Annotated in this window: 27 protein-coding genes; 12 read left to right on the top strand and 15 right to left on the bottom strand. The window is 68.4% G+C overall.

Features of this window, described 5'->3' with window-relative positions; genetic code table 11:
• Nucleotides 1-69: 69 nt before the first annotated feature.
• Genes AAY78_RS11885 through AAY78_RS11865 form a run of 5 tightly spaced genes read right to left on the bottom strand, consistent with a single transcriptional unit; the run spans nt 70 to nt 5284 of the window.
• Nucleotides 70-909 carry an ABC transporter ATP-binding protein gene (locus AAY78_RS11885; protein WP_046748524.1) on the bottom strand — a complete coding sequence of 280 codons (840 nt, stop codon included), beginning with the start codon at nt 907-909 and terminating at the stop codon, nt 70-72.
• The gene (locus AAY78_RS11880) at nt 902-1723 is read right to left on the bottom strand and encodes an ABC transporter ATP-binding protein (RefSeq protein WP_046748523.1); all 822 of its coding nucleotides are present in this window, start codon (nt 1721-1723) and stop codon (nt 902-904) included. Before AAY78_RS11880 ends, AAY78_RS11885 begins: the two co-directional genes overlap by 8 nt.
• Entirely contained in the window at nt 1720-2631 is a 912-nt protein-coding gene (locus AAY78_RS11875; RefSeq protein ID WP_017203805.1) for an ABC transporter permease, read from the bottom strand. The genes AAY78_RS11880 and AAY78_RS11875 overlap by 4 nt, the downstream gene beginning before the upstream one ends.
• Nucleotides 2628-3689, bottom strand: coding sequence for an ABC transporter permease (locus AAY78_RS11870; protein ID WP_046748522.1), 1062 nt, complete (start codon nt 3687-3689; stop codon nt 2628-2630). Before AAY78_RS11870 ends, AAY78_RS11875 begins: the two co-directional genes overlap by 4 nt.
• Before the next feature lie 11 nt (nt 3690-3700).
• Nucleotides 3701-5284, bottom strand: a complete 1584-nt coding sequence (locus AAY78_RS11865; RefSeq protein WP_046748521.1) for an ABC transporter substrate-binding protein — start codon at nt 5282-5284, stop codon at nt 3701-3703.
• A 150-nt stretch (nt 5285-5434) separates the two neighbouring features.
• Between AAY78_RS11865 and AAY78_RS11860 the strand changes: the two genes are divergently transcribed.
• Nucleotides 5435-6025 carry an Lrp/AsnC family transcriptional regulator gene (locus AAY78_RS11860; RefSeq protein ID WP_046748520.1) on the top strand — a complete coding sequence of 197 codons (591 nt, stop codon included), beginning with the start codon at nt 5435-5437 and terminating at the stop codon, nt 6023-6025.
• A gap of 6 nt (nt 6026-6031) precedes the next feature.
• On the opposite strand, the gene AAY78_RS11855 is transcribed toward AAY78_RS11860, so the two are convergent.
• From AAY78_RS11855 to AAY78_RS11845, 3 genes are read right to left on the bottom strand one after another with little or no spacing between them, the layout of a single operon-like run.
• Entirely contained in the window at nt 6032-6388 is a 357-nt protein-coding gene (locus tag AAY78_RS11855; protein WP_231589711.1) for a hypothetical protein, read from the bottom strand.
• Between the two features lie 23 nt (nt 6389-6411).
• Nucleotides 6412-7017: a GNAT family N-acetyltransferase gene (locus AAY78_RS11850; RefSeq protein ID WP_046748518.1), complete on the bottom strand. Its 606-nt coding sequence runs from the start codon at nt 7015-7017 to the stop codon at nt 6412-6414.
• A complete protein-coding gene (locus AAY78_RS11845) occupies nt 7014-8024 on the bottom strand; it encodes a hypothetical protein (protein ID WP_046748517.1) in 1011 nt (336 codons plus the stop codon). The genes AAY78_RS11850 and AAY78_RS11845 overlap by 4 nt, the downstream gene beginning before the upstream one ends.
• Nucleotides 8025-8106: 82 nt before the next feature.
• On the opposite strand from AAY78_RS11845, the gene AAY78_RS11840 reads away from it, so the two are divergent.
• Together AAY78_RS11840 and AAY78_RS11835 are read left to right on the top strand one after the other, a co-directional pair.
• The gene (locus tag AAY78_RS11840) at nt 8107-9075 is read left to right on the top strand and encodes a hypothetical protein (RefSeq protein WP_046748516.1); all 969 of its coding nucleotides are present in this window, start codon (nt 8107-8109) and stop codon (nt 9073-9075) included.
• Between the two features lie 10 nt (nt 9076-9085).
• Nucleotides 9086-10165, top strand: a complete 1080-nt coding sequence (locus AAY78_RS11835) for a hypothetical protein (protein WP_046748515.1) — start codon at nt 9086-9088, stop codon at nt 10163-10165.
• A gap of 243 nt (nt 10166-10408) precedes the next feature.
• Here AAY78_RS11835 and AAY78_RS11830 read toward each other — a convergent pair whose 3' ends face one another.
• On the bottom strand, nt 10409-10945 hold the full coding sequence (locus AAY78_RS11830; RefSeq protein ID WP_197077695.1) for a TetR/AcrR family transcriptional regulator C-terminal domain-containing protein: 537 nt from the start codon (nt 10943-10945) through the stop codon (nt 10409-10411).
• Here AAY78_RS11830 and AAY78_RS19935 point away from each other — a divergent pair.
• Nucleotides 10929-11162: a hypothetical protein gene (locus AAY78_RS19935; protein WP_164734135.1), complete on the top strand. Its 234-nt coding sequence runs from the start codon at nt 10929-10931 to the stop codon at nt 11160-11162. The genes AAY78_RS11830 and AAY78_RS19935 overlap by 17 nt on opposite strands.
• A 17-nt stretch (nt 11163-11179) precedes the next feature.
• Nucleotides 11180-11461, top strand: a complete 282-nt coding sequence (locus tag AAY78_RS11820) for a DUF1905 domain-containing protein (protein ID WP_046748514.1) — start codon at nt 11180-11182, stop codon at nt 11459-11461.
• A 16-nt stretch (nt 11462-11477) separates the two neighbouring features.
• Here the strand turns inward: AAY78_RS11820 and AAY78_RS20200 are convergent, their stop codons facing one another.
• Nucleotides 11478-12020 (bottom strand): GNAT family N-acetyltransferase, encoded by a 543-nt coding sequence (locus AAY78_RS20200; protein WP_046748513.1) that lies wholly within the window; start codon nt 12018-12020, stop codon nt 11478-11480.
• A complete protein-coding gene (locus AAY78_RS11810) occupies nt 11974-12258 on the bottom strand; it encodes a type II toxin-antitoxin system TacA family antitoxin (RefSeq protein ID WP_046748734.1) in 285 nt (94 codons plus the stop codon). Before AAY78_RS11810 ends, AAY78_RS20200 begins: the two co-directional genes overlap by 47 nt.
• Before the next feature lie 119 nt (nt 12259-12377).
• Here AAY78_RS11810 and AAY78_RS11805 point away from each other — a divergent pair, with 119 nt between their 5' ends.
• From AAY78_RS11805 to AAY78_RS11780, 6 genes are read left to right on the top strand one after another with little or no spacing between them, the layout of a single operon-like run.
• Nucleotides 12378-13073: a DUF1684 domain-containing protein gene (locus AAY78_RS11805; RefSeq protein WP_046748512.1), complete on the top strand. Its 696-nt coding sequence runs from the start codon at nt 12378-12380 to the stop codon at nt 13071-13073.
• A 28-nt stretch (nt 13074-13101) separates the two neighbouring features.
• A complete protein-coding gene (locus AAY78_RS11800; protein ID WP_046748511.1) occupies nt 13102-14598 on the top strand; it encodes an ABC transporter substrate-binding protein in 1497 nt (498 codons plus the stop codon).
• A 54-nt stretch (nt 14599-14652) separates the two neighbouring features.
• Nucleotides 14653-15615 (top strand): ABC transporter permease, encoded by a 963-nt coding sequence (locus tag AAY78_RS11795; protein ID WP_046748510.1) that lies wholly within the window; start codon nt 14653-14655, stop codon nt 15613-15615.
• A complete protein-coding gene (locus AAY78_RS11790) occupies nt 15612-16472 on the top strand; it encodes an ABC transporter permease (RefSeq protein ID WP_046748509.1) in 861 nt (286 codons plus the stop codon). Before AAY78_RS11795 ends, AAY78_RS11790 begins: the two co-directional genes overlap by 4 nt.
• Nucleotides 16469-17266 (top strand): ABC transporter ATP-binding protein, encoded by a 798-nt coding sequence (locus tag AAY78_RS11785; protein WP_046748508.1) that lies wholly within the window; start codon nt 16469-16471, stop codon nt 17264-17266. The genes AAY78_RS11790 and AAY78_RS11785 overlap by 4 nt, the downstream gene beginning before the upstream one ends.
• Entirely contained in the window at nt 17263-18018 is a 756-nt protein-coding gene (locus tag AAY78_RS11780; RefSeq protein WP_046748507.1) for an ABC transporter ATP-binding protein, read from the top strand. Before AAY78_RS11785 ends, AAY78_RS11780 begins: the two co-directional genes overlap by 4 nt.
• A 68-nt stretch (nt 18019-18086) precedes the next feature.
• On the opposite strand, the gene AAY78_RS11775 is transcribed toward AAY78_RS11780, so the two are convergent.
• The 4 genes from AAY78_RS11775 to AAY78_RS11760 form a co-directional block, all read right to left on the bottom strand.
• Nucleotides 18087-18443 carry a DUF779 domain-containing protein gene (locus tag AAY78_RS11775; RefSeq protein ID WP_231589709.1) on the bottom strand — a complete coding sequence of 119 codons (357 nt, stop codon included), beginning with the start codon at nt 18441-18443 and terminating at the stop codon, nt 18087-18089.
• Nucleotides 18444-18505: 62 nt separating this feature from the next.
• The gene (exaC, locus tag AAY78_RS11770; protein ID WP_046748506.1) at nt 18506-20071 is read right to left on the bottom strand and encodes an acetaldehyde dehydrogenase ExaC; all 1566 of its coding nucleotides are present in this window, start codon (nt 20069-20071) and stop codon (nt 18506-18508) included.
• A gap of 110 nt (nt 20072-20181) precedes the next feature.
• Complete coding sequence (locus AAY78_RS11765) at nt 20182-21510, bottom strand: transcriptional regulator (RefSeq protein ID WP_046748505.1); 1329 nt, start codon at nt 21508-21510, stop codon at nt 20182-20184.
• Between the two features lie 76 nt (nt 21511-21586).
• Nucleotides 21587-22153 carry a TetR/AcrR family transcriptional regulator gene (locus AAY78_RS11760; protein ID WP_046748504.1) on the bottom strand — a complete coding sequence of 189 codons (567 nt, stop codon included), beginning with the start codon at nt 22151-22153 and terminating at the stop codon, nt 21587-21589.
• A gap of 70 nt (nt 22154-22223) precedes the next feature.
• On the opposite strand from AAY78_RS11760, the gene AAY78_RS11755 reads away from it, so the two are divergent.
• The gene (locus AAY78_RS11755; RefSeq protein WP_046748503.1) at nt 22224-22796 is read left to right on the top strand and encodes a dihydrofolate reductase family protein; all 573 of its coding nucleotides are present in this window, start codon (nt 22224-22226) and stop codon (nt 22794-22796) included.
• The last annotated feature ends 83 nt before the right edge of the window (nt 22797-22879 follow it).

Here is a 22879-nt window from a genome sequence, read left to right as displayed (position 1 = left end):
CGGAGTGTCGCACCTCGACACTCCGCCCAAGGGAGGGGTCGTCTCCGTTTTCGCAGGAGGCACCGCGGGTCAGTACGCGACCGGGGGAACCTCCGCCCACACGGTGCGGTCGTCGACCGTGGGGGCGGCAGGGATGCGCCCGGCGCCGTCGGGCTCGGGGATCGCCGCCAGGAGCGCCTGCGTATAAGGATGCCTCGGCGTGGCCCAGAGCTGATCCGTCGGACCCGACTCGAGCACGCGACCGCCGAACATCACGAACGTGCGGTCGGCGATGCGGCGCACCACGGCGAGGTCGTGCGAGATGAACAGCATGCCCGCGCCGGACTCGGCCACCAGGTCGCGCATCAGGCCGGCGACACTCGTCTGGGTCGAGGCGTCGAGCGCCGAGATCGGCTCATCGGCCACGAGCAGCGAAGGCCGAGCCGCCAGCGCCCTCGCGATCGCGATGCGCTGCTTCTGCCCGCCCGAGAACTGGTGCGGGAAGCGGGTGCTCACATTCGTCGGCAGGCCGACGCGCTCGAGCCACTCCTCGACCGTGGACCCTTCGGCACCCCGCGCCTTGGCGGTGGCGATCCCGTCGGCGATCTGGTCACCGACCCGGCGCCGGGGGTTCAGCGAGGTCGCCGGGTCCTGGAACACCATCTGGATGCCGGTGAGCGCGAGCCCCCGCCGCCGGATGCCGAGCGGGGCGACCGGAGCATCCCGGAAGAGCACGGTCCCCGCGGCGATCTTCTCGATGCCGACCACGGCTCGGGCGAGGCTGGACTTGCCGCTGCCGGACTCACCGACCAGAGCGACGGTCTCGCCCGCTGCGACACTGATCGACACACCGTTCACGGCGATCACCGGCGGGTTGCCCGGGTAGCGCACCACCACGTCCTGCGCGTCGAGGACGGCGACCTCACTCATCTGCGGCCTGCCCTTCCGGTGCCTCATCGATGCGCGAACCCGGGAGGGCCGCGAGCAGCATGCGCGTGTACTCGTGCTGCGGATCGCGGAACAGGGTCTCGCGATCGGCGAGCTCCACGATCCGGCCGTCCTTCATCACGGCCACCGTGTCGGCGATCGCGCTCATCACGCCGAGGTCGTGCGTCACGAGGAGCACTGCCAGGTTCCGCTCCACGGCGAGGTCTCGCAGCAGCTGGAGGATCCCCGCCTGCACGGTCACGTCGAGCGCGGTGGTGGGCTCATCCGCCAGCAGCACCTCGGGGTCACAGGCGAGGGCGCAGGCGATCGCGATGCGCTGACGCTGGCCGCCGGAGAACTGGTGCGGATACCGTTTCAGCGCCTCCGTCGGATTGGGCACCTGCACGGTCTCGAGCAGTTCGACGGCGCGTGCCCGCGCCGCCGCACCCTTGAGCCCGAGATGCACGCGCATGTGGTCGGTGAGTTGACGACCGACAGGCAGCTGCGGGTGCAGCGACGCCGACGGATCCTGAAACACCATGGCGATCCGCTTGCCACGCACCGTGTTGAGGGAGCGGCGCTTCAGGCCCACCAGCTCCTCCCCCGCGAGCAGGATCGATCCCCCGACGCGCGCCTGACGCGGCAGCAGCCCGAGCACGGCGAGCGAGGTGAGCGTCTTGCCCGACCCCGACTCGCCGGCGAGACCGTGGATACGGCCGGCCTCGAGCTCGAGCGAGACGCCCTTCACGAGCGGGCGTCCGATGTCGATGGTCAGATCACGGATGCTGAGGGACGAGTTTCCCTGCGCCGAGGTCATGCCGCCACCCCCGTCGCTGACGCCTTGTGCTCCGCGGCCTTCTCATGCGTGATCTCGGCCGTCGGGTCGAGCACATCGCGCATCGCATCTCCGAGGAAGTTGAACGCCAGCACGACCGTGAGGATCGCGAGGCCCGGGAAGACGCCCAGCCACCAGGCGTCGAAGTTCTGCATCGCACCGGAGATCATCGAGCCCCATTCCGCAGTCGGCGGCTGGGCGCCGAGGCCCAGGAAGGAGAGTCCCGAGAGGAGCAGGATCGCCGCACCGATGTCGAGCGTCGCGAGCACCAGAACCGGACCGGCGATGTTCGGGAGGATGTCGACGAACAGCGTGCGAGCCGGCGAGTGGCCGAGCAGGCGACCGGCGATCACGTAGTTCTGCCCGCGCAGGCCCAGCACGATGCTGCGGGTGACGCGGGAGTACTGCGGCCACGACACCACGATCGCCGCGATCACGGCGTTGAACAGCGATGGCCCGAGGGAGGCGGCCACCACCATCGCGAGGATCACGGTCGGGAACGCCATGAACAGATCGGTGATGCGCATGAGGGTCTCGTCGACCCAGCCGCCGAAGTATCCGGCGAGCGCGCCGATGAGCGTGCCGATGATCATGGCGGCGATCACGAGCATGAGCGCGAGCGGAAGGCTCACGGTGGCGCCGGTCATCAGACGCGAGAAGATGTCGCGGCCGTTGCCGTCGGTGCCGAGAAGCGTGTCGATGCCCGGTGCCTGCAGTCGAGGGAGCACCTGCGCGTTCGGCGGGTACGGCACCCACCACTGCGCGGTGAAGGCGACGATGATCCACGCACCGGCGATCACGGTGCCGATGATGCCGAGCGGGGTGCGCCAGGCACGCGGCCAGCGGAAACGGAAGCGTCCGGCAGGGGTCGCTGCGGCGATGCGGCTCATGCGATCCTCACTCTCGGGTCGAGCACGCCGTAGAGCAGGTCGACGATGAAGTTGATGAGGAGGTAGATGACGCCGACCACGAGACCGACGCCCATGATGCCGGGCAGGTCGAGGTTCGCGGCGGAGTTGTAGGCGTAGGTTCCCAGACCCGGCCACGCGAACACCGACTCGACGAGCACCGTGCCGGAGAGCAGGGCACCGAACGCGACGCCCACCACCGTGAGGATCGGTAGCGAGGCTCCGCGCAGCACGTAGTCGAGGATGACGCGCATGGCCGGGAGCCCCTTGGCGCGGGCGGCTCGCACGTAGTCGCTGCCGAGCACCTCGAGCACCGAGGTGCGGATGAAGCGGGTCAGCAGTCCGATGGTCACGAGTGAGAGCACCATGACCGGAAGAGCCAGGTGAGCGAGCGCGTCGAAGAACCCGACCGCGTCGCCGTTCACGAGGTAGTCGACCGTGTAGAGCCCGGTCACCCGCGGCGGCGGCGTGATCGAGGGCGAGATACGGCCGGAGCCCGGCGCGATGCGCAGCTCGAGGAAGAAGACATAGAAGCTGACGAGCGCCAGCCAGAAGGTCGGCACGCTCAGGCCGACCAGGGTGACCACGCGGATGACCTGGTCGGTGACGAGTCCGCGGCGGTAGGCCGCAAGCGTGCCGAGCACGATGCTGACCGCGAGGCTGACGATGATCGCCCCGATCGCGATCTCGATCGTCGCGGGAACGGCGGTGGCGAGGTCGCTGGTGACCGGGCGTCCGGTCACCAGCGACGTGCCGAGGTCTCCGCGCAGGAGGTTCCCCATATAGATGAAGTACTGCACGAACAGTGGCTGGTCGAGTCCGTTCGCCTTGATGAACGCCTCGCGCGTCGCGGGGTTCTGCGACGCGCCCTCACCGAGCGCTGCCGAGACCGGGTCTCCCGGCACCAGGTTGGTGAGCGCGAAGGTGACGATCGTCACGCCCACCAGCAGGAGCAGGGAGGTGCCGGCCCGCCGCAGCAGGTGCCCGACGAGAGGCGAGCGGCGCCGCTGCGCCTGCCTCTGCACGGCCACTGTCGTCATGAGTCGTCCGATCAGCCGGCGGGCGTGATCTCGGCGATGTCCATCTCCCACACGGAGTTGTACACGGCGCCCTTCACGCTGTCGGCAGACGAGATGTTGCGACCGGGGACGATGAGCGGGACGAAGGGACCCTCGGCCTGCATCGCCTCGGCGAACGCGGTGAACGCGGACGTGCGCTGCTCGGAGTCGGTCGCTGCGGCAGCACCGGCGGCGATGCCCGCGATCTCCGGGTTGGCCTCGGCGGCCCAGCCGGCACGGAGGCCGACCTTCAGACCCGGAGCGAAGGGCAGGAAGTTCGCCGAGTCGGCGTAGTCCGGGCCCCAGAACCACAGGCCGAAGCCCTCGGTGCCGTTGACGTAGGCGTCGAGCTCGGTCGCGAACGGCGCGGGGGCGAGGTCGACCGTGATGCCGGCGTCTTCGAGCTGCGCCTGCACGCGCTCGGCGAGGGGGGTGAACTCCACGCCGCCGACCGGGTAGTCGTTCGGGAACTGCAGCTTGAGCGTCTGCCCCGTGTATCCGGCCTCGGCGAGTGCGGCCTTGGCCTTGGTGAGGTCCTGCTTCACACCGCTGTCGAGCGCGCCCTCGAACCCGGGAGGGATGACGCCGGTCGCCTGGACGGAGCCGGCACCGGCCAGCTCCAGCAGTGCGTCGTAGTCGAGTGCGTAGCGGATCGCCTCGGCGATCTTGACGTTCGCCAGGTCGCCGCCGGCGGCACCCTGATTCAGCAGCAGGAAGATGGTCTGACCGGAAGGAACGGAGTCGACGGTGATGTCGTCGCCGAGACCGGCGACCTGGTCGCCGTTCAGGTCCATCGCAACCATCGAGTCGCCGCCCTTGAGGTTGGCGAGCTGCGTCGCGCTCTCGGAGACGTTGCGCACGACGACGCGCTTGTAGTCCGTCGCCTCGTCGCCGTTGTACTCGTCGTTCTTGGTGAGCACGACCTGCGAGCTGAGGTCGAGGGTGTCGAGCACGAACGGTCCGGAGCCGGCGGATGCGCCGTCGAGGAACTTCTGCGCCGAGTCGGTGCCGTCGGTCGCGCCGCCGTTCTCGATCACGACATCGGAGTTGACGATGCCGAGTGCCGGGTTCGCGAGGATCGCGGGCAGCTGCAGCAGCGGGGTCTCAGACGTGAACTGGATCGTCTTGTCGTCGACCTCGGTGATGGTCAGGCCGCCGAGGAGGAAGTTGGGCTTGGCGTCTTCCATGCCCTGGATGCGCTGCAGCGAGAACACGACGTCCTTCGCCTCGATGGGCGAGCCGTCGGAGAAGACGCGGTCACCCTCGAGGGTGAAGGTGAACTCGGTCGCCTCGTCGTTCTGCTCCCACGACGCGAGGCCCGGAACCGGGGTGGAGACGTCGGAGCCCTCGAAGTCGACGAGGGTCTCGTAGAGCGCTTTGGCGATCATGTTGCCGGTCGGGTCGTAGGTGTGACCCGGGTCGGTGGTCTCGATCGAGAACGCGGTGTCGATGACGAGGGAGTCGGAGCTCCCGGAAGACCCGCCGTTGTTCGCCGAGTTCCCTCCCGAGCAACCTGCGAGCGCGAGGAGCGCGACGGCTCCGAGCGCGATGACCGGCGTGATACGGCGTGACGACATGAGGGCCTCCAAGGGCGAGGAGTACATTCGGGTGAGCCGCCACCGATGTGGACGACCGTGGATCAGATTCGCATCATATGCGACGATGTGTCCAGCAAGAGCGGGTCACGTCGGCACGCTCTGTCCAGAACCTCGATTGTGGGTAACAATATGTCCAGCAAGAATGCGGAAGAGTCGAAGCATTCTGGACGAAGTGCCGCACCCTTGGACGAGACGGCGTACAGAATCCTCGAAGTGCTCCGTGATAACGGTCGTGTCTCGATCGCCGCCCTCGCCGACAAGGTCGGCATCTCTCGCGCGAACGCCTACACCCGCGTCGAGTCGCTCGTGCACGAGGGGGTGATCACCGGCTTCAGTGCCCGCGTGGATCAGGCGAAGGCCGGGCTGTCGATCGGGGCGCTCGTGTTCGTCACGGTGATGCCGCAGGCGTGGGCGTCGTTCCGCGAACGCGTGACGGAGATGCCGGACGTCGAATGGTGCGCCATCACGACGGGCGAGCACGATGCGATGCTCCTCATCCGGGCCGTCGATGTCAGCGGCGTGCACGAGTTCTCCACCGGGGTGATCGCCCAGCTGCCCGAGGTGCGTACGGTGGTCAGCGTCGTCGTGCTCGACGAGGTGATCCGCCGCCCCTACCTGCTGCCGGGCGACCTTCCGGAACGGAGCAGCGTCACCGCGCCACTGGGCATGACGCGGTGGACGCCCGCCTCGCCGGGGCGCGACACGCTTCCGCCGCGCTGACCCGCGTCAGGCCGAGATCTCCTCGCACACGCTCAGCTGCGGCAGACCGTGCATCTCGTAGTGCTCGACGAGACGGATGCCGCCGTCGTCGGTCAGCTCCAGTTCGCTCTCGCCGTCGCCGGTCACGACCGTGCCGTCGCTCTTGAGCACATGGACGAACGACACCCAGATCGTGTCGCCCGTGCGGGTGCCGACGAACTTGCCGAAGGTGACCGTGTCACCCTCGTACCCGCCCCAGATCGCGCCGTCACGTTCGAAGTACTCGAAGACGCTCGGGGATTCCGGGTCGACCGCCGAGGTCGTGGACGACACCATCCGGAATCGGCGGCCGTCGAGGGAGGGAAGGGTTGCAGTCGCAGTCACATCCTCGATTATGGAGGATGCCGTCAGGCGTCGGCCGCCGCGGAGCGCTCGCGCCACTCGTGCTCGAGCAGCGCGTAGATGAGCAGTGTGGTCCATTCGCCCTTGAACCACTCGCTCTCCACCAGCCGTGCCTCGTGGCGGAATCCGAGCCTTTCGGCCACGCGGGCGGACGAGATGTTGCGCTCGTCCATCCGCGCGACGATGCGATGCAGGCCGAGCCCGTCGAAGCCGAGGGCGAGCAGGGCGTGGACCGCTTCGGTCGCGTAGCCTCGCCCGGCGGCGCGCGGGTCGAAGATGTACCCGACCTCGCCGGATCGGTCGGTCTCGCTGCGCCAGAACAGCACCACGTCTCCGATGAGCGATCCCGTCTCACGGTCCTCGACCGCGAGACACACGGCATCGCCCTCGGCCGCGAATCGTGTGTTCGCCCAGGTGGTGGCGATGCGCTCCTCGACGTCGGCGAGCTGCAGCGGCGGGTAGGGCACGTAGCGAACGGCGTCCGGATCCGACTTGTACGCGTGCATCGCGACCGCATCCGAGGGTGCGATCGGGCGGAGGAGCAAGCGCTCCGTGACGATCGGGTACTCGGGGTCGTGTCCCACCGGCGGCACGGTCGATCCGGTCGTCATTCGAGGTCCAAGGAGAGCAGACCGGGCACGTGGGCGGTCCTGGCACGCACCGCGAACAGCAGGTCGTCGTACTCCGGCACGATCTCCACGCGAGAGGACGCCAGCAGGTGGGTGCTGGTGCCGCCCGTTCGCTGCAGTCGGAGCCTTCTGACCGGGTAAGCGGGCGGAGTGAGCCAGATGCGATCGAGTTGGGCGTACGGGGTGTCGACGTCGTCGATCCGGATGCCCTGGACACCGAGCGCGACCTGCGTGGGGATCGAACGCACCACGCGTTGGCGCTGCAGCGCTGCGATGCCGAACCCGACGGCGGCGAGCGCGGCGAACGGCGCGAGCAGGATGAGGGCGGAGAGCTCGCCGTCGAGGAATCCGGGAACGGCGGCGAGCAGGCCCACACCGACCGCGATCACGAGGAGGACGACCGCGGCGATCGTGATCCGAGCGGCGAGGCGCCGCTCACCGGAGCCGTCGACGCTGAACTGCGTCGGCAGCTGCGACACCGCCCGCGCCGCGGCGACCGGATCGTCGAAGACGGGCAACGCGATCGGATTCAGTGTCGCCATGAGCTCGTTGAACATCGTCCGCGAGTACCCCGGCAACTCGATCGTGATCTCACGGCCGCCCGTCTGCACGATCAGGGCGCGCGTCGTGCCGCTCGGGAGTCCGTTGGTCCGATGCTCGGTGATCTTGGAGCGGAACTGCGTCGACGCGCGCGCGAACGTCTCACGGCTGCCGGCTTTCCCGATCTCGACCGCATCGGGGCGCACCACGATCCGGATGTTGCGGAACCAGAAGAAGCCTGCGAACACCGCCACGGTGAGGGCGATCGCGACGACGAGCACCACCACGCCACGGGTGGAGATGTTCATGGTGCCCGGCAGGAACTTCGGCAGCACGAAGAGTGTCGCCGCCGACAGTGCAGCGGAGAGCAGGATCGCCCCGACGGCTGAGCGCAGCGGGTTCCGGCGGAACACCCGTTCACCGGACACCGCTTCAGCCTGATTCAGCATGCGAACCCTCCCCCACGGCGGTCACCCCGCGTGACGCGACTCCTACCGTAGTGGGCAGCAGTACGCCGGGTAGCGTGGTGGCATGGAGTGGATAGCCGATCCCTCGGCGGGGGCATGGCTGCGTGAGCGGCTCGACGCGGGTTACGAGACCATGCACGGCGTCGTGCCTCGCGGGTATCCGGCGTACGCGCGCATCTTCCATCCCGCCATCGTCAGATCGCTGCCCGGACGACCGCTCCCGACGGCCGAAGAGCTGGTGCGCATGCCCGAGTCGGAGCAGCACGCGCTCATGGCCGAGTTCGTCGACGAGCAGGTCTCGTGGGCAGAGACGGCAGCGGCGTTCGGCACGGCTCTGCACCCGCTCGCACAGTGGCAGCGACTGGTGCGCACCCCGCCCGAGAGCGACTGGCGCACGAGGATGGCCCCCGACGGTCGCGATTTCTCCGCCCCGATGGAGGGCGAGCTGGACCCCGCGCACCTGGCAGCCATCGCCGCGCACCTCGTGGACCATACGCAGACCCCCGACTCCGGGTTCGCCGCGCTGTGGGAGGGACGAGGGGGACTGCTCGGTTTCTTCGGGATCACCCCCTCACGATCCTTCCTGGCGTTCTCGGACGACCCGAACCATCAGGCGATGCTCGACCGCAGCGCGCGCGACCCGTTCAACAACGTCTTCCGCAGGCCCACCTGGCAGGAGGGCATCCTGTCGAGGGAGATCTCCGAAGGCCCGAGGCTCGCACTGCCCGGCCGCGACCACGTGCTGTTCTCCGCACCCCCTCGCGCTTTCGCCGATCCGGAGTGGGTGCTGCAGGTGCCGTGGCGTGATCGCCCTGCCGAGGAGCACGGGTTCCCGCCCTCGGCGCAGAGCCCGAGCCTGCTGTGGCCGGAGGACCGCTCCTGGGTCATGGTCAGCGAGGTCGACTTCGACTCCACGATCGTGGCCGGCTCCCCCGCACTGGTCGAGGCGCTCTGCGCAGACGAGCGGCTGGAAGCCCTCCCCATCCCGGAAGGCGCCGACCTCACCTGGGGCGCCGACACGGTGAACAGCTGAGCGCCCGCCGATGAGCTTCGACGCCCGCCCCCTCACCGACCCCGTCGATCCCGCGAAGGTGCGTGCCTTCGCGGCCGAGCTCCGTTCCCGACCCACCGGGGGACCTTCGGCCTCCACGATCATCGGGATCGTCGCCATCGCGATCGCCGCGGTCGTCCTGATCCCGACCCTCGTCGGCGTGGTGCTGAGCCTGGCGTCGTTCGGCGAGTCTCCCGCCGCCGCGGCGATCCCCATCGTGCTGATCGCGCTGCTCCTGGCCGCGGTCGGGGTGATGATCTGGATGAGCGTCCGCAACGCGCGGGTGCGGCGGTACCGGCTGCACGGCTTCGCCGAGGCGAACGGCATGACCTATGAGCCGAAGGTCGCCGACCCGCCCCTGCCCGGCGTGATCTTCCACCTGGGGCGCGCACGGCAGGCGACCGATCTGATCAGGGGCGCCAGGCCGCGATTCGTCGAGTTCGGCAACTACCAGTACACGGTGCAGTCGGGGAAGAACTCCACGACCTATCGCTGGGGGTACGTGGCCGTGAAGCTCGATGTGCCGCTGCCCAACATCGTGCTCGACGCCAAGGGCAACAACGGATTCGGATCGAATCTGCCGGCGTCGTTCCAGAAGAGCCAACGGCTGTCGCTCGAAGGTGACTTCGACGAGCACTTCACGCTCTACTGCCCCCGCGGATACGAACGCGATGCGCTGTACCTGTTCACGCCCGACATCATGGCGCGGTTCATCGACAACGCCGCAGAGCTCGACGTGGAGATCGTCGACGACTGGCTGTTCCTGTACACGCAGCGCAAGGTCGCGACCCTCGACCCCGCCACCTGGGCCTGGTTGTTCGGCACCGTCGGAGCACTGCTGACGAAGTTCGATCAGTGGGCGCGGTGGCGCGACGAACGCCTCGCGGCCGAGACAGCGGCCACGGCGCTGCCGTCGACGCCCGCCCTCCCTTTCTCCCCACCCGCGGGCATGCTCATCCCACCACCGGGCGTCGCACCGCAGGGTCGTCGCCTGAAGCGGGGAGGGACGTGGATACCCGTCATCGTCCTGTTCGCGATCGTCGGGTTCTGGATCCTGAGCAGACTGAACTGAGCTGCTCGCGCCGGAGCGGCGGTGGCGGAGAGCCCGAGTGTGGGGGTGGGTGCCGGCTGGGGACCGAGCTCCCACCCCATCCCCCCTCGGGATCGAAAAGAGATCCGCTCTCCCTCCGCATGACGGCTGAGCCGCCCCGCCCACGGTCAGCTGGGGACTGACGCTGCTGGGCGTATGCCCAAATGGTATACCGGCAGAGGTTGCAATATGTTGCGACTGAGACTCGACGTACCTGGCTCCGAGCTAGCGACGATCGTAGGCGGTCAAGAACAGGTCGACGGCCCTGGTCACCGGCTGCGCAGCGCCCTCCCCACCGAGAAGCCCGGCGTTCAGCGGCGCACCGACGACCAGCCAGGTGAACTCGCTCGCGAGGGCTTCCGCATCGTCGACGACCAGTCCGTGCGTATCGGAGAGTCCGGTCATCGCCTCAGCGAGATTGCGGATGTTGGTGTCCCAGCTCTGCGCCAGGTAATCTCGCGCGACCTCGGGATGAGCGGGGGCCTCAGCGACCACGAGGCGACGCATCGCCATGACTGGAGCGCTCAGCATTCCGGCGCGCATGGTCTCACCGAGCGTCACGAGCCCCGCCCGGATGTCGGGGTTCGCCTTCAGCGCTTCGAGAGCGGGTCGCATGGCGTCTCGCCCCGCGAGCGCCCAGTGTCGTACGACAGCCGCGTACAGAGCGGACTTCGAGTCGTGCTCCCGGTACAGCGACGCCTTCGAGATGCGCGCTCGCCTCGCCACCTCGTCCATGGACGCCGTCGTGCTTCGCAGCCTCATCGCCTCGTGCCTCGTGGCCGGTCTGATGCTCGCGGCCGGGTGGCACGGCATCGGCACCGGGGCCCTCCTCGGGCTGGCTTTGAGCGCGCTCCCCCTCACCCTGCTCATGGGCGGTGTCGTACACGAGGGCACCGCACCCTCTGCGGCGGGCATCCACCTGCTCGATTGGACCCTCAAACTCGTCATCATCGGGGCGATCGTCGGATCGTTCCTCTGATCCAGAAGGAGACCGCCATGCCCACGCCACTCGACATCACGTTCACCGCCACCCTCGGAAAGGTGCGCGAAGGCGACACCTGGACCTGCGTGCAACTCGGCGACTCCGCGACGATCTTCGGCACGCGCGGACTCGTGAAGGTCGCCGGTACCGTCGACGGCGAGCCTTTCCGGGGAGCTTTCATGGCGCTCGGCGACGGGACGCACAAGCTCCCGATCGCGGCCGCGATCCGCAAGCGCATCGGCAAGAGCGACGGCGACGAGGTGACGGTGCATCTCACCGAGCGCCTCAACGGGTGAGGTCTCTCCACTCGCCTCAGATGGCGAGGGTCGCGCGCGCGTCCTTGACAAGGAGGAAGAGCGTGCGCCGGGCCTCCGGGAATGTCGTGAAGCCGAATCTCTCGTAGAACGGCACGATCTCGTCGTTGATCGCGTGCACGAGGATCGCCCGGACGCCGATCGCCTCCGCGGCCTCGAGCGCCCGCATGGTCGCGTGTTGCAGAAGCGAGGAGCCGAGCCCGCGGCCCGCATACTCGAGGTCTACCGCCAGACGCCCGAGCAGCACGATGGGGATCGACGCGGGCATACCTGCGGCGAGTGGCGGCGGTCCGTCTGCGCGGTCGATGGCACTGGAAGACAGGCAGTAGTAGCCAGCCACTCTCCCTTCCCGCGTGGCGGAGACCATTGTGCGCGATGCCCCGCGCTTCTCGTTCGAGCGCGCCCGGCCCCGCAGCCAGATATCGAGGCTCTCCTCGCCGCAACGGAATTCCGACAGCCGGTCACCGGCAGCGAGCGGTCGCGGAGTCAGGAAGTCAGTCAACGAAGACGGTTTCGCGTCGCAACAGTTCGCGCAGACCATCGATGGAACGCGCAGGACGCTCCATGACTTCGATGAAGGCCTCGAACCGTACAGCGTCGACCTGCGATCGGCGTTCGCGCTCGATGACCTCCTGCGCGCGCTCCACGAGCGCAGACGCGGAGAAGTCCGTCACCGTGCGACCCTCGATCGCGGCCGCTTCCTCGATCGCCGCTTTCTGATCCGCCGTGACGCGGAATTCCAGCCGGGCGCTCTTGAGCGGAGATGCAGATACGGTCATGGAACCCAAGTGTACGGCAGATCTCCGTACGCGAAGTGGGATCTCTCCCGTTCAACGCGCGTTACCCCGAGTGACGCGCCCGACCCCACCGCGTTCTGCATGCAAGAGAATTGAAAGTGATGTCTGAACGCGAAGATCACACCCACTGGCAGGCCGCGCGCCGCACCGCCGTCACGTCCGCGACCGGCAACCTCGCCCTGGTCGAGACCCGTTGGACCGGGGAGCGCCCCGACCTCGACGCCGAACAGCGCGCCGCGGCCGACACGGTCACCGTGACGCCGATCGAGCGCACGAACATCGAGACCGGCGCGGCCGAGCACGGACTGCGCGTCTGGGACGCCGACTCCCCCGCCATCCGCGCCTTCGACCGCATCGACACCTACGAGTACGACCCGGCATGGGTGCTCGAAGGACACTTCACCCCGGTCTCCGGCGACCGCAGGGTGTCGTTCGAGCACATCCGCGACAACGGCGGCACGCGCGACCTGGTCGTCCCCGGCGACATCCGCCTCGAGCTCGACGGCCACGAGTACACCCTCGCCGCCTTCGACGACGGCGGCACGCTGCTGCTCGTGTTCGGCGACCAGACGAACGGATCGGAGACCTACGGATCCGGGCGCTTCCTGTTCGTCGAGCTGCGTGACGACGAAGGCTCCGTCGTCCTCGACTTCAACCGCGCTTTCGTGCCTCCCTGCGGCTTCAGCGCCCAGTACAACTGCCCGCTCCCGCCGGCATCCAACCGCTTCCCCCTGCCTATCCGAGCAGGCGAGAAGAACGTCGTTTTCCGCGACGGCTTCGACATCTACGCGGCGTGACGCCGCACCCGCTCACCCTGGAGTACTCATGAGAAGAACCCGCATCCTCGGCGCGCTCGGCGCCGTCGCCACGCTCGCCCTCGTGGCCGGCTGCGCGTCCGGCGCGAACGACGACGGCACCGCGAGCGAAGACGCCACGATCTTCATCGGTTCGCTGTACGAGCCCACCAACCTCAGCAACACCCAGGGCGGCGGCCAGGGTGTGACCGAAGCGCTGACCGGAAACGTCTACGAAGGCCTGTACCGGCTGACCGACGACGGCGAGGTCGAGCCGCTCCTCGCCGAAGATGCCCAGGTGTCCGACGACGGCCTGACGTACACGATCACCCTGCGCGACGACGTGACCTTCCACTCCGGCGACCCGCTCACCTCCGCCGACGTGAAGTCGAGCATCGAGGCCGTCACCGCCGAGGACTCGGTCTCCGCCCGCAAGTCGAGCTTCAAGACGATCTCCGACATCGCGACCCCCGATGACAAGACGGTCGTGTTCACGCTCTCGCAGCGATCGATCTCGTTCCTGTACAACCTCAGCTACGTCTGGATCGTGAACGACGAGGCCGGCGACATCACGACCACCGAAGACGGCACCGGCCCCTACACGCTCGACGAGTGGAAGAAGGGCTCGACCCTCACCCTCGAGCGCTGGGACGACTACTGGGGCGACCCGGCCAAGAACGCGGAGGTCGTCTACACGTACTTCACCGACGCGACGGCCGAGAACAACGCCCTCGTCACCGGCGAGATCGACGTCATCACCAGCGTGCAGAGCCCCGATTCGCTCACGCAGTTCGACTCCGACGACTACGTCGTCAGCGAGGGCACGTCCACGACGAAGGAGCTGCTCGCCTTCAACGACCGCGTCGCTCCCTTCGACAACACCCTCGTGCGCAAGGCCATCTACTCCGCGATCGACACGAAGAAGCTGCTCGAGTCGATCTGGGGCGACTACGGCACGTTGATCGGATCGATGGTGCCGCCCACCGACCCCTGGTACGAGGACCTCACGCAGGTCAACCCGTACGACGTCGACCTCTCGAAGAAGCTCCTCGCGGAGGCGGGCTACGCCGACGGGTTCACCTTCACCCTCGACACCCCGAGCTACGACCCGCACCCCGCCGTCGCGGAGTTCCTGCAGTCGCAGCTCGCCGAGGTCGGCATCGCGGTCGAGATCAACACGATCAGCGCCGACGAGTGGTACACGAAGGTCTTCAAGGAGCAGGACTTCCAGGCGACGCTGCAGGAGCACGTGAACGACCGCGATGTGGTCTGGTACGGCAACCCCGACTTCTACTGGGGCTACAACGACGCCGACGTGCAGAAGTGGGTCGCCGACGCCGAGCAGGCAGCCACGACGGATGAGCAGACCGCCCTGCTCAAGCAGGTCAACGAGAAGATCGCCGCTGATGCCGCGAGCGTATGGTTGTACCTGTACCCGCAGATCGTGGTCGCCTCCAGCGACCTCAGCGGCTACCCCGTCAACGGCCTGAACTCGCAGTTCTTCGCCTACGACATCGTCAAGTCCTGACGTGCGTGGGGGGATGCCGCGCGTCGGCATCCCCCCACGTCATCCTGAGAAGCCATGCTCGCCTATCTGCTGCGCCGCCTCGCGTTCCTCGCGATCTCGCTCGTCGTCGCGATGATCGCGATCTTCGTGTTGCTGCGCCTGCTCCCCGGTGACCCTGCGAATGCCCTGCTCTCGGTCAATGCGACCCCCGAACAGATCGCGGCCGCGCGAGCCCAGGTCGGCTCCGACCAGCCGCTGCTCCAGCAGTTCACGACGTGGGCGGGCCAACTGCTGCGCTTCGATCTCGGCGAGTCCTTCCTCAGCTCGCGTCCGGTCGGACCGGACATCGCCGATCGCCTTGCCGTGACCCTTCCGCTCACGCTCATCGCCTTCGCGATCGCGCTGCTCGTCTCGCTCGTGATCGGCATCACCGCCGCGGTGAAGTCCGACCGCTGGTACGGCATCGTGCTGTCGGGGTTCGCACAGCTCGGCGTCGCGGTTCCGGTGTTCTGGGTCGGCGTGGTGCTGGTCTGGGTGTTCGCGCTCGGACTGGGCGTGCTGCCCTCCGGCGGCTTTCCCCGCAAGGACTGGGAGGATCCGGCCGACGCGTTGCGCTCACTCGCGCTGCCGGTGATCACGATCGTGATCGTCATGAGCGCCTCCCTCAGCCGCTACGTGCGCTCGGCCACCCTCGATGTGCTCGGCAGCGACTACCTGCGCACCGCCCGAGCCGGAGGTTCCGGCATGGGCGAGGCGCTGCTGCGTCACGGCGTGCGCAACGGCGCGGTGCCGGTCGTCGCGGTGCTCGGCATCGAGCTGTCCACCACCCTGCTGGGCGCGGTGGTCGTCGAGAGCGTCTTCACCCTGCCCGGACTCGGAAGCCTGCTGCTGTCGGCCATCGAGCAGCATGACTTCCAGGTGATCCAGGGGGTCCTCGTCGTCAGCACCCTCTTCGTGCTGCTGGTCGGGTTCGCCGCCGACATCCTGCAGCGCCTGATCGACCCGCGCCTGCGCACGAGCGTCTCGGGGAACCGATGAGCCGCGTCGCCGAACAGCTGGTCACTGCATCCGTACCCGTGCGGCGACGTCCGAAGGCGACGCTGCTGATCGGCATCGTGCTCACGAGTCTCATCGTGCTGATCGCTCTGGTGTCGCTGTTCTGGCTGCCCTATCCGCTCGCCGACACCAGTGGCGGCCGCCTCGAAGGGCCCAGCGCGCTGCACCTGCTCGGCACCGACCGGCTCGGACGCGACCTGTTCTCGCAGCTGATGTGGGGCGCACGCATCGCCCTCATCGTCGGCACCTGTGCCGTCGCGATCGCCGCACTCCTCGGCACGATCATCGGGCTGATCGCCGCCTTCGCCCGCCCCTGGGTCGACGACACGCTCTCGGCGGGACTCGACGTCGTGATCGCCTTCCCCGTGCTGCTGCTCGCGATGCTGGTCGTCGCCGTGCAGGGCGCGTCGCTGTGGTCGGCGGTGCTCGCGATCGGACTCGCGATGTCGGCGGTCGTGGCCCGCCTCACCCGCATCCTGGCGCGCCGCGTGCTGCAGGAGCAGTACATCACCGCCGCGCGCACGAGCGGTACCGGGGTGCTCGGCATCGTGTTCCAGCACGTGCTGCCGAACATCGCCCCCACCCTCGCCGTGAGTCTTGCGCTGCAGTTCGGCGCCGCGGTGCTCGCCGAGGCGAGCCTGTCGTACCTGGGCCTCGGTGCCCCGCCGCCCAACGCATCGTGGGGACGGATGCTGCAAGAAGCGCAGGGCACCGTCCTCGTCGCCCCGGTGGGTGCCATCGCTCCCGGTATCGCGATCATCGCGTTGGTGCTCGGTGTGAACTTCCTCGCCGACGGTCTGCGCGACCTCGCCGACCCGACCCGCCGGAGGAGTCGATGAGTATTCTCGACGTCACGGGCCTCACAGTCCGCTCTGCTTCCGGGCCGCTGGTGCGCGATGTCTCGTTCTCCCTCGCGGCGGGTGAGCGCCTGGGGCTGATCGGCGAGTCCGGCTCGGGCAAGTCGCTGACCTCGCTCGCGGCGACCGGCCTGCTCCCTGACGCCCTCAGCGCATCGGGCTCGGTGCTGCTCGGCGGGCACCAGGTCGTCGGCGCGCGGGATGCGGAGCTGCGTCCGCTGCGCGGTCCCGTCGCTCAGATCGTGTTCCAGGAGCCCCTCACCGCGCTCGATCCACTGATGCGGGTGGGGCGTCAGATCGCGGAGCCCCTGCGACGCCATCTCGGGCTGCGTGGCGGTGAGCTCGCGAGGGCCGTCGCCACCGCGCTCGACGAGGTCGCCCTGACCGACACCCGCATCGCCCGCTCCTACCCGCACGAGCTCTCCGGCGGTCAGCGTCAGCGTGTGGCCATCGCCATCGCCCTCGCCGCGCGCCCGCAGCTGCTCATCGCCGACGAGCCGACCACCGCGCTGGATGTGACGGTGCAGGACGGCGTGCTCGCGCTGCTGGAACGCCTCGTCGACGAGCGCGGCATGGCGCTGCTGTTCATCAGCCACGATCTGGCCGTGGTGTCGCGCATGGTCGAACGCATCGTCGTGCTGCGCGACGGCCTCGTGGTCGAATCGGGTACGGTCGCGCAGGTGCTGCACGAGCCGGCCGAGCCGTACACGAGGATGCTGGTCGACAGCGCCCGGGCTCTGGACGCATTCCTCGACGCCGAGGAGGGCGGACGATGACGCTCCTCGAACTGCACGGCGCCGGCTTCGCCTACGGATCCCGTCGCGTGCTCGACGACGTCTCTCTGAGCATCGATGAAGGCGATTCGCTCGGCCTGGTCGGCGAGTCGGGTGCGGGAAAGTCCACGATCCTACGACTGCTGCTCGGGCTCGCCACCCCGCTCGGCGGGCAGGTGCTGTTCGAGGGCACCGCCCTGAGCCCGCGCGACCGCGCCCAGATGCGTCGCTTCCGCGCGAGCGTGCAACCGATCTTCCAGGACCCGTACTCCTCGCTCGACCCCCGACAGCGCATCGACCGCATCGTCGGCGAACCGCTGCGGTCGCTGGGGCTGGCGTCCGGTGCGGATGCCCAGCGCCGCATCTCTGAGGCCCTCGACGCGGTCGGGCTTCCTGCCGACACCGCACGCCGCTACCCGCATGAGTTCTCCGGTGGACAGCGTCAGCGCATCGCGATCGCCCGAGCCGTGGTCTCCCGCCCCCGGGCACTGCTCGCCGACGAACCGGTCAGCGCGCTCGATGTGACCACTCGCGTGCAGGTGCTCGAACTGCTCGATCGACTGCGCCGCGAGAACGGCCTCTCGCTCGTGATGGTGTCGCACGACCTCACCGCGATCGCCTCGGCCTGCGACCGGACGGTGGTGCTGAAGGACGGCCGCGTGGTGGAGCAGGGCGCCACGTCCGACGTGCTGCACGCTCCACAGGACCCCTACACGCGGGCACTCGTCGACGCTGTTCCTCGGCTGCCGCGCTGAGTGCGGCTCCCGTCGCGATATGACAGCTGGATTCGCCGATTCGGTTGTCATATCGCGACCGGAGTAGGTCAGAGCATCCGGGAGCGGATCAGGAACCGCATGCCGGTGGGGCCCTCGACGCTGAAACCCGCACCGCGGCCGGGCACGACGTCGATCGTCAGGTGCGTGTACTTCCAGTACTCGAACTGCGATTCCGACATGTACACCTCGACGGGCCGCTCCAGGCCGACGTCGAGCGCCCCGAGAAGCACGTCGCCTTGCCCGGTGATGAACATGCCGATCGGGTAGCACATGGGTGATGAGCCGTCGCAGCAGCCGCCGGACTGGTGGAACATGAGGGGTCCGTGCTGGGCCGTGAGGTCGCGCACGAGCGATGCCGCTGCTTCCGTCACGGCCACGCGTTCCACGGTCTCTTCGCCGATCACGGTTCGTTCCCTTCAGAGAATATCTCCGGGCGGACGCTCGTGCGCCCGCCCGGAGAGGTGACTCAGAAGAAGCCCATCGGCCCCTCTGCGTACGAGACGAGGAGGTTCTTCGTCTGCTGGTAGTGGTCGAGCATCATCTTGTGGTTCTCCCGTCCGACGCCGGACTGCTTGTATCCGCCGAATGCCGCATGCGCCGGGTACTGGTGATACGTGTTGGTCCACACCCGTCCGGCCTCGATCGCCCGTCCCGCGCGGTAGGCCGTGTCGCCGCTGCGGCTCCACACCCCGGCGCCCAGTCCGTACAGGGTGTCGTTGGCGATCGAGATCGCGTCGTCGAAGCCGTCGAACGAGGTGACCGACAGCACCGGGCCGAAAATCTCCTCCTGGAAGATGCGCATGTCGTTCGTGCCCTCGAACACGGTCGGAGCCACGTAGTAGCCCTCGCTGAGATCGCCGCCGAGGTCGACGCGCTCGCCACCGGTCAGCAGCCGCGCACCGCCCTGCTTGCCGATGTCGATGTAGCTGAGGATCTTCTCCAGCTGATCGTTCGACGCCTGAGCTCCGATCATGGTGGCGGGGTCGAGCGGGTTGCCCTGCACGACCTTGCCCACCCGCTCCAGGCCGTCGGCGAGGAAGCCGTCATAGATCGAGCGCTGGATGAGGGCGCGAGACGGGCAGGTGCAGACCTCGCCCTGATTGAGCGCGAACATCGTGAACCCCTCGAGCGCTTTGTCGTAGAAGGGGTCGTTCGTCGAGCGGGCGACATCTTCGAAGAACACGTTCGGGCTCTTGCCTCCGAGCTCGAGCGTCACCGGGATGAGGTTCTGCGATGCGTACTGCATGATCAGTCGCCCGGTCGTGGTCTCTCCGGTGAAGGCGACCTTGCGGATGCGCTTGTGCTGCGCGAGCGGAGCGCCCGCCTCGATGCCGAACCCGTTGACGATGTTGACGACGCCGGCGGGCAGAAGGTCGCCGATGATGTCGAACAGGAACAGCAGTGAGGCCGGGGTCTGCTCGGCCGGCTTGATCACCACGCAGTTGCCTGCGGCGAGCGCGGGCGCCAGCTTCCACACCGCCATCAGGATCGGGAAGTTCCACGGGATGATCTGCCCGACCACGCCGAGCGGCTCGTGGAAGTGGTACGCCACGGTGTTCTCGTCGAGCTGGCTGATGCCGCCCTCCTGAGCCCGAAGCACTCCGGCGAAGTAGCGGAAGTGATCGACCGCGAGAGGGATGTCGGCCGCGAGCGTCTCCCGCACGGGCTTGCCGTTCTCCCACGTCTCGGCGACCGCGATCTCCTCCAGGTGCTGCTCGATGCGGTCGGCGATGCGGTTGAGGATCACCGACCGCTCGGCCGGGCTCGTCTTGCCCCAGCCGGCGAATGCCTGCCAGGCGACCTCGACCGCCCGGTCGATGTCTTCGCTGGTGCCGCGCCCGACCTCGGTGAAGGGCTTGCCGTTGACGGGGCTGACGTTCTCGAAGTACTGGCCCTTGACGGGTTCCACGAACTCGCCACCGATGTAGTGGCCGTAGCGCGCCCGATAGTTCGCGACGGCTCCGGGCTGCCCGGGGGCGGCGTATGCGGTGGACGACGGGGCGACGGACACGTCTTCTTCGACGATGGTCATGGGGGTCTCCTTCGACGGGTGCGCCGCGCTTCGGTGCTGCGGCTCTTCCCCGAAGCTAGGTCGACCGACGTTGCGACCCGATGCGCAACGTTGCGACCGGTTGCAGAGCCTCAGGCCTCGAGACGCTCGATCCGCGCGACCAGTCCCGCGCGCTTCGGCGACCGGGCGGGGAGCATCTCCAGCGCGAGGCGGAGGGCTTCGGCGTCACCCTGGCCCTCGGGGATCTCCGCATAGGAGAGCAGCACGTCGAGACTCGCCTCGGACAGCATCGCCTCCCGCAGCGCCGCGCGCACCGCCTCGCGGAATTCCTCCACACCCGGCGACGTCGACTCGGGCAGCACCGGTCCTCGGTAGGCGGTGAGCGCCACCCTGTGGGCACCTCGGTCCAGCAGCGACAGAACGTCGTGCGCATCGGTGTCGAGGGTGACGGGAAGGCGGTACGGTCGCGACTCCGGCACGAGGTCGGGAGCCGTGCGCTCGAGCACCTTCCGCAGCCGGACCATCTCGGGGCGGAGCGTGTCGGGCGAGACGCCCGGTCCGTACACGAGCTCGCACAGGCGCTCGGCCGAGAGTCCCTGTCGGTGCACGCCGAGCATCAGCAGGATCGCGGCATGACGGGCGCTGAGCTCGATCACGGACTCTTCGTGGTCCGACTCCGTCTCCAACCGGGCCCGATCGCGTCCGAGCACGTGGAGTGTCGCCCGCGCCGTTGCCGGCACCCGGGACTTCGCAGCCGACGCACGAGGCCGGTGCGCCTCACTGCGCGCCCGCAGACGCGCCACCATCAGCTCCGACTCCACGGCGCGGGCTGTCGCATCCACGAGCAGCCGTGCCTGCAGCGAGACGACCTCCGCTCCCCCGGTGATGTCGATGACCCCGAGCACGCGGTGCGTCTCCGGGTCGCGGACGGGAGCCGCGGTACAGGACCAGGGGTGCACGAGACGGTTGTAGTGCTCCGCGCCGCGGATCTGCACGGACTGTCCGAGCACCAGAGCGGTTCCGGGTGCGCTGGTGCCGACGGCATCCTCCGACCAGTTCGCTCCCGCGACGAAGCCCATGTCGTCGGTGAGCGACCGCAGCTGCCTGTCGCCCTCGATCCACAGCAGACGGCCCGCCTGGTCGCCGACGGCGATGACGACACCGGCATCCTGAGCCTCGCCGGGCAGCAGGAGGGCACGGATCATGTCCATGACGGAGGCGAGCGGATGCGCCAGCCGATAGGCGTCCAGCTCGTCGCTCACGAGATCGAGAGGAGGAGCGCCCTCGGGGCCGACGCGACTGCGCCATGCCCGCTCCCACGACTCCCGGACGAGTGGCCGCACCTCCTGCAGACGCCGGTCTTCGAGGTTCCCGGCGAGCAGCTCCTCGTGCGCACGCTCGATGAGAAGTCGCGATGTCGGGGGAAGCGACTCGCGGGATACCTGCCACGGCGCAGACACAGCGGTCTCCGATCGTCGAGAGCGTGCGTTGCCTCAGTGTACGAGCAGCGCGCCCCCGAGGGAACACCTCGTCGGGTCAGCGGAGGAGCCCGGCGACCAGGTCGTCGATGACGTCGTCGGTGGAGGTCTCCTGATCGATGGGCGTCGTGAGCCTGTCGAGCAGGAGTCCATCGATCGCATAGTGGAACAGGGCGATCTCGCGGCGTCCTCCCGGGAGTCCCGCCGCGGTGTTGAAAGCCACGTCGGCGTCGAACCCGGCGCGCTGCCACGCACCGAGGACGGCTGCGACCTCGGGCCGCCGACCGCCCTCGAGCCGCAGCTCGAACAGCGCGAGCGTCACGTCCCGATCGTCGGTCAGGCGTCGCACGATGTCGCGGAGGTAGTCGGCGAAGAGCGCGGGTCCCGGCTCGGCCTTCGCGCGGCGTTCGAGATCATCGGCGCTCGGTGCGAGACGCTCCCCGATCCGCTCGACCAGTCCTTCGATCAGGGCGTCCCTGCTGCGGAAGTAGTTCGACGTCGTGCCGATCGGGACCTGAGCGGCGACGTCGACGGCTCGGTGCGTGAGCCCCCGTGATCCTTCGCGTGCGAGCACGGCGAGTCCCGCATCCGCGATGGTCCGTCGTCGCGAGTCGTTCTTCACCATGGAAGGAACCCTAGCGCAATCACTACGCCTGTTGTACTGTAACCGCTACAGATGTAGTGATTGGAGAACCATGCGAGAGCTCGTGTACTACGCCGCCGTCAGCCTCGACGGGTACATCGCCGGTCCGAACGGTGAATTCGACGCGTTCCTCATCGAGGGCGACCACATGGACGGCATCAATGCCCGCTTCGCCGACACGCTGCCGACCGTCGCCGCCGAAGCCCTCGGGGTTCCGCAGCGGCGCGAGATGTTCGACACCGTCCTCATGGGGTGGAACACCTACGCCGTGGGCGGGCTGTCGAGTCCCTATCGACACCTCCGCCAGATCGTGTTCAGCAGTACGAGGACAGCGGACGGCGAGAACCTCGAAGTGACAGCGGAGAACCCCGTGTCGGTGGTGCGACGCCTGAAGCAGGAGGAGGGAGCAGCGATCTGGCTGTGCGGCGGCGGCGCACTCGCGGCAACCCTCGCAGACGAGATCGATCGACTCGTGCTGAAGCGGCAGCCGCTGCTCTTCGGGGCGGGCATCCCGCTCTTCCGTGAGCGCTCTTACCGTCCCGAGCGATTCGATGCGGTGCAGACGGTCGCCTACGACTCGGGCGTCGTCGTCACGGAACTGCAACGCCGCCCCCACGAGAGCTGATATCCCGCCGAGACCTGACGCCCGGACGGCGAGGAGAAGGACGCGCCATACCTCCTCCTCGCCGCCCTGGCAACGGTGTTCCC

Origin of the sequence: Microbacterium sp. Ag1, from assembly GCF_001005635.1 — a bacterium.
Taxonomy (GTDB): Bacteria; Actinomycetota; Actinomycetes; order Actinomycetales; family Microbacteriaceae; genus Microbacterium; species Microbacterium oxydans.
Note: the sequence above shows the minus strand (reverse complement) of the source record. Positions and strands in the feature narration are given on the sequence as shown.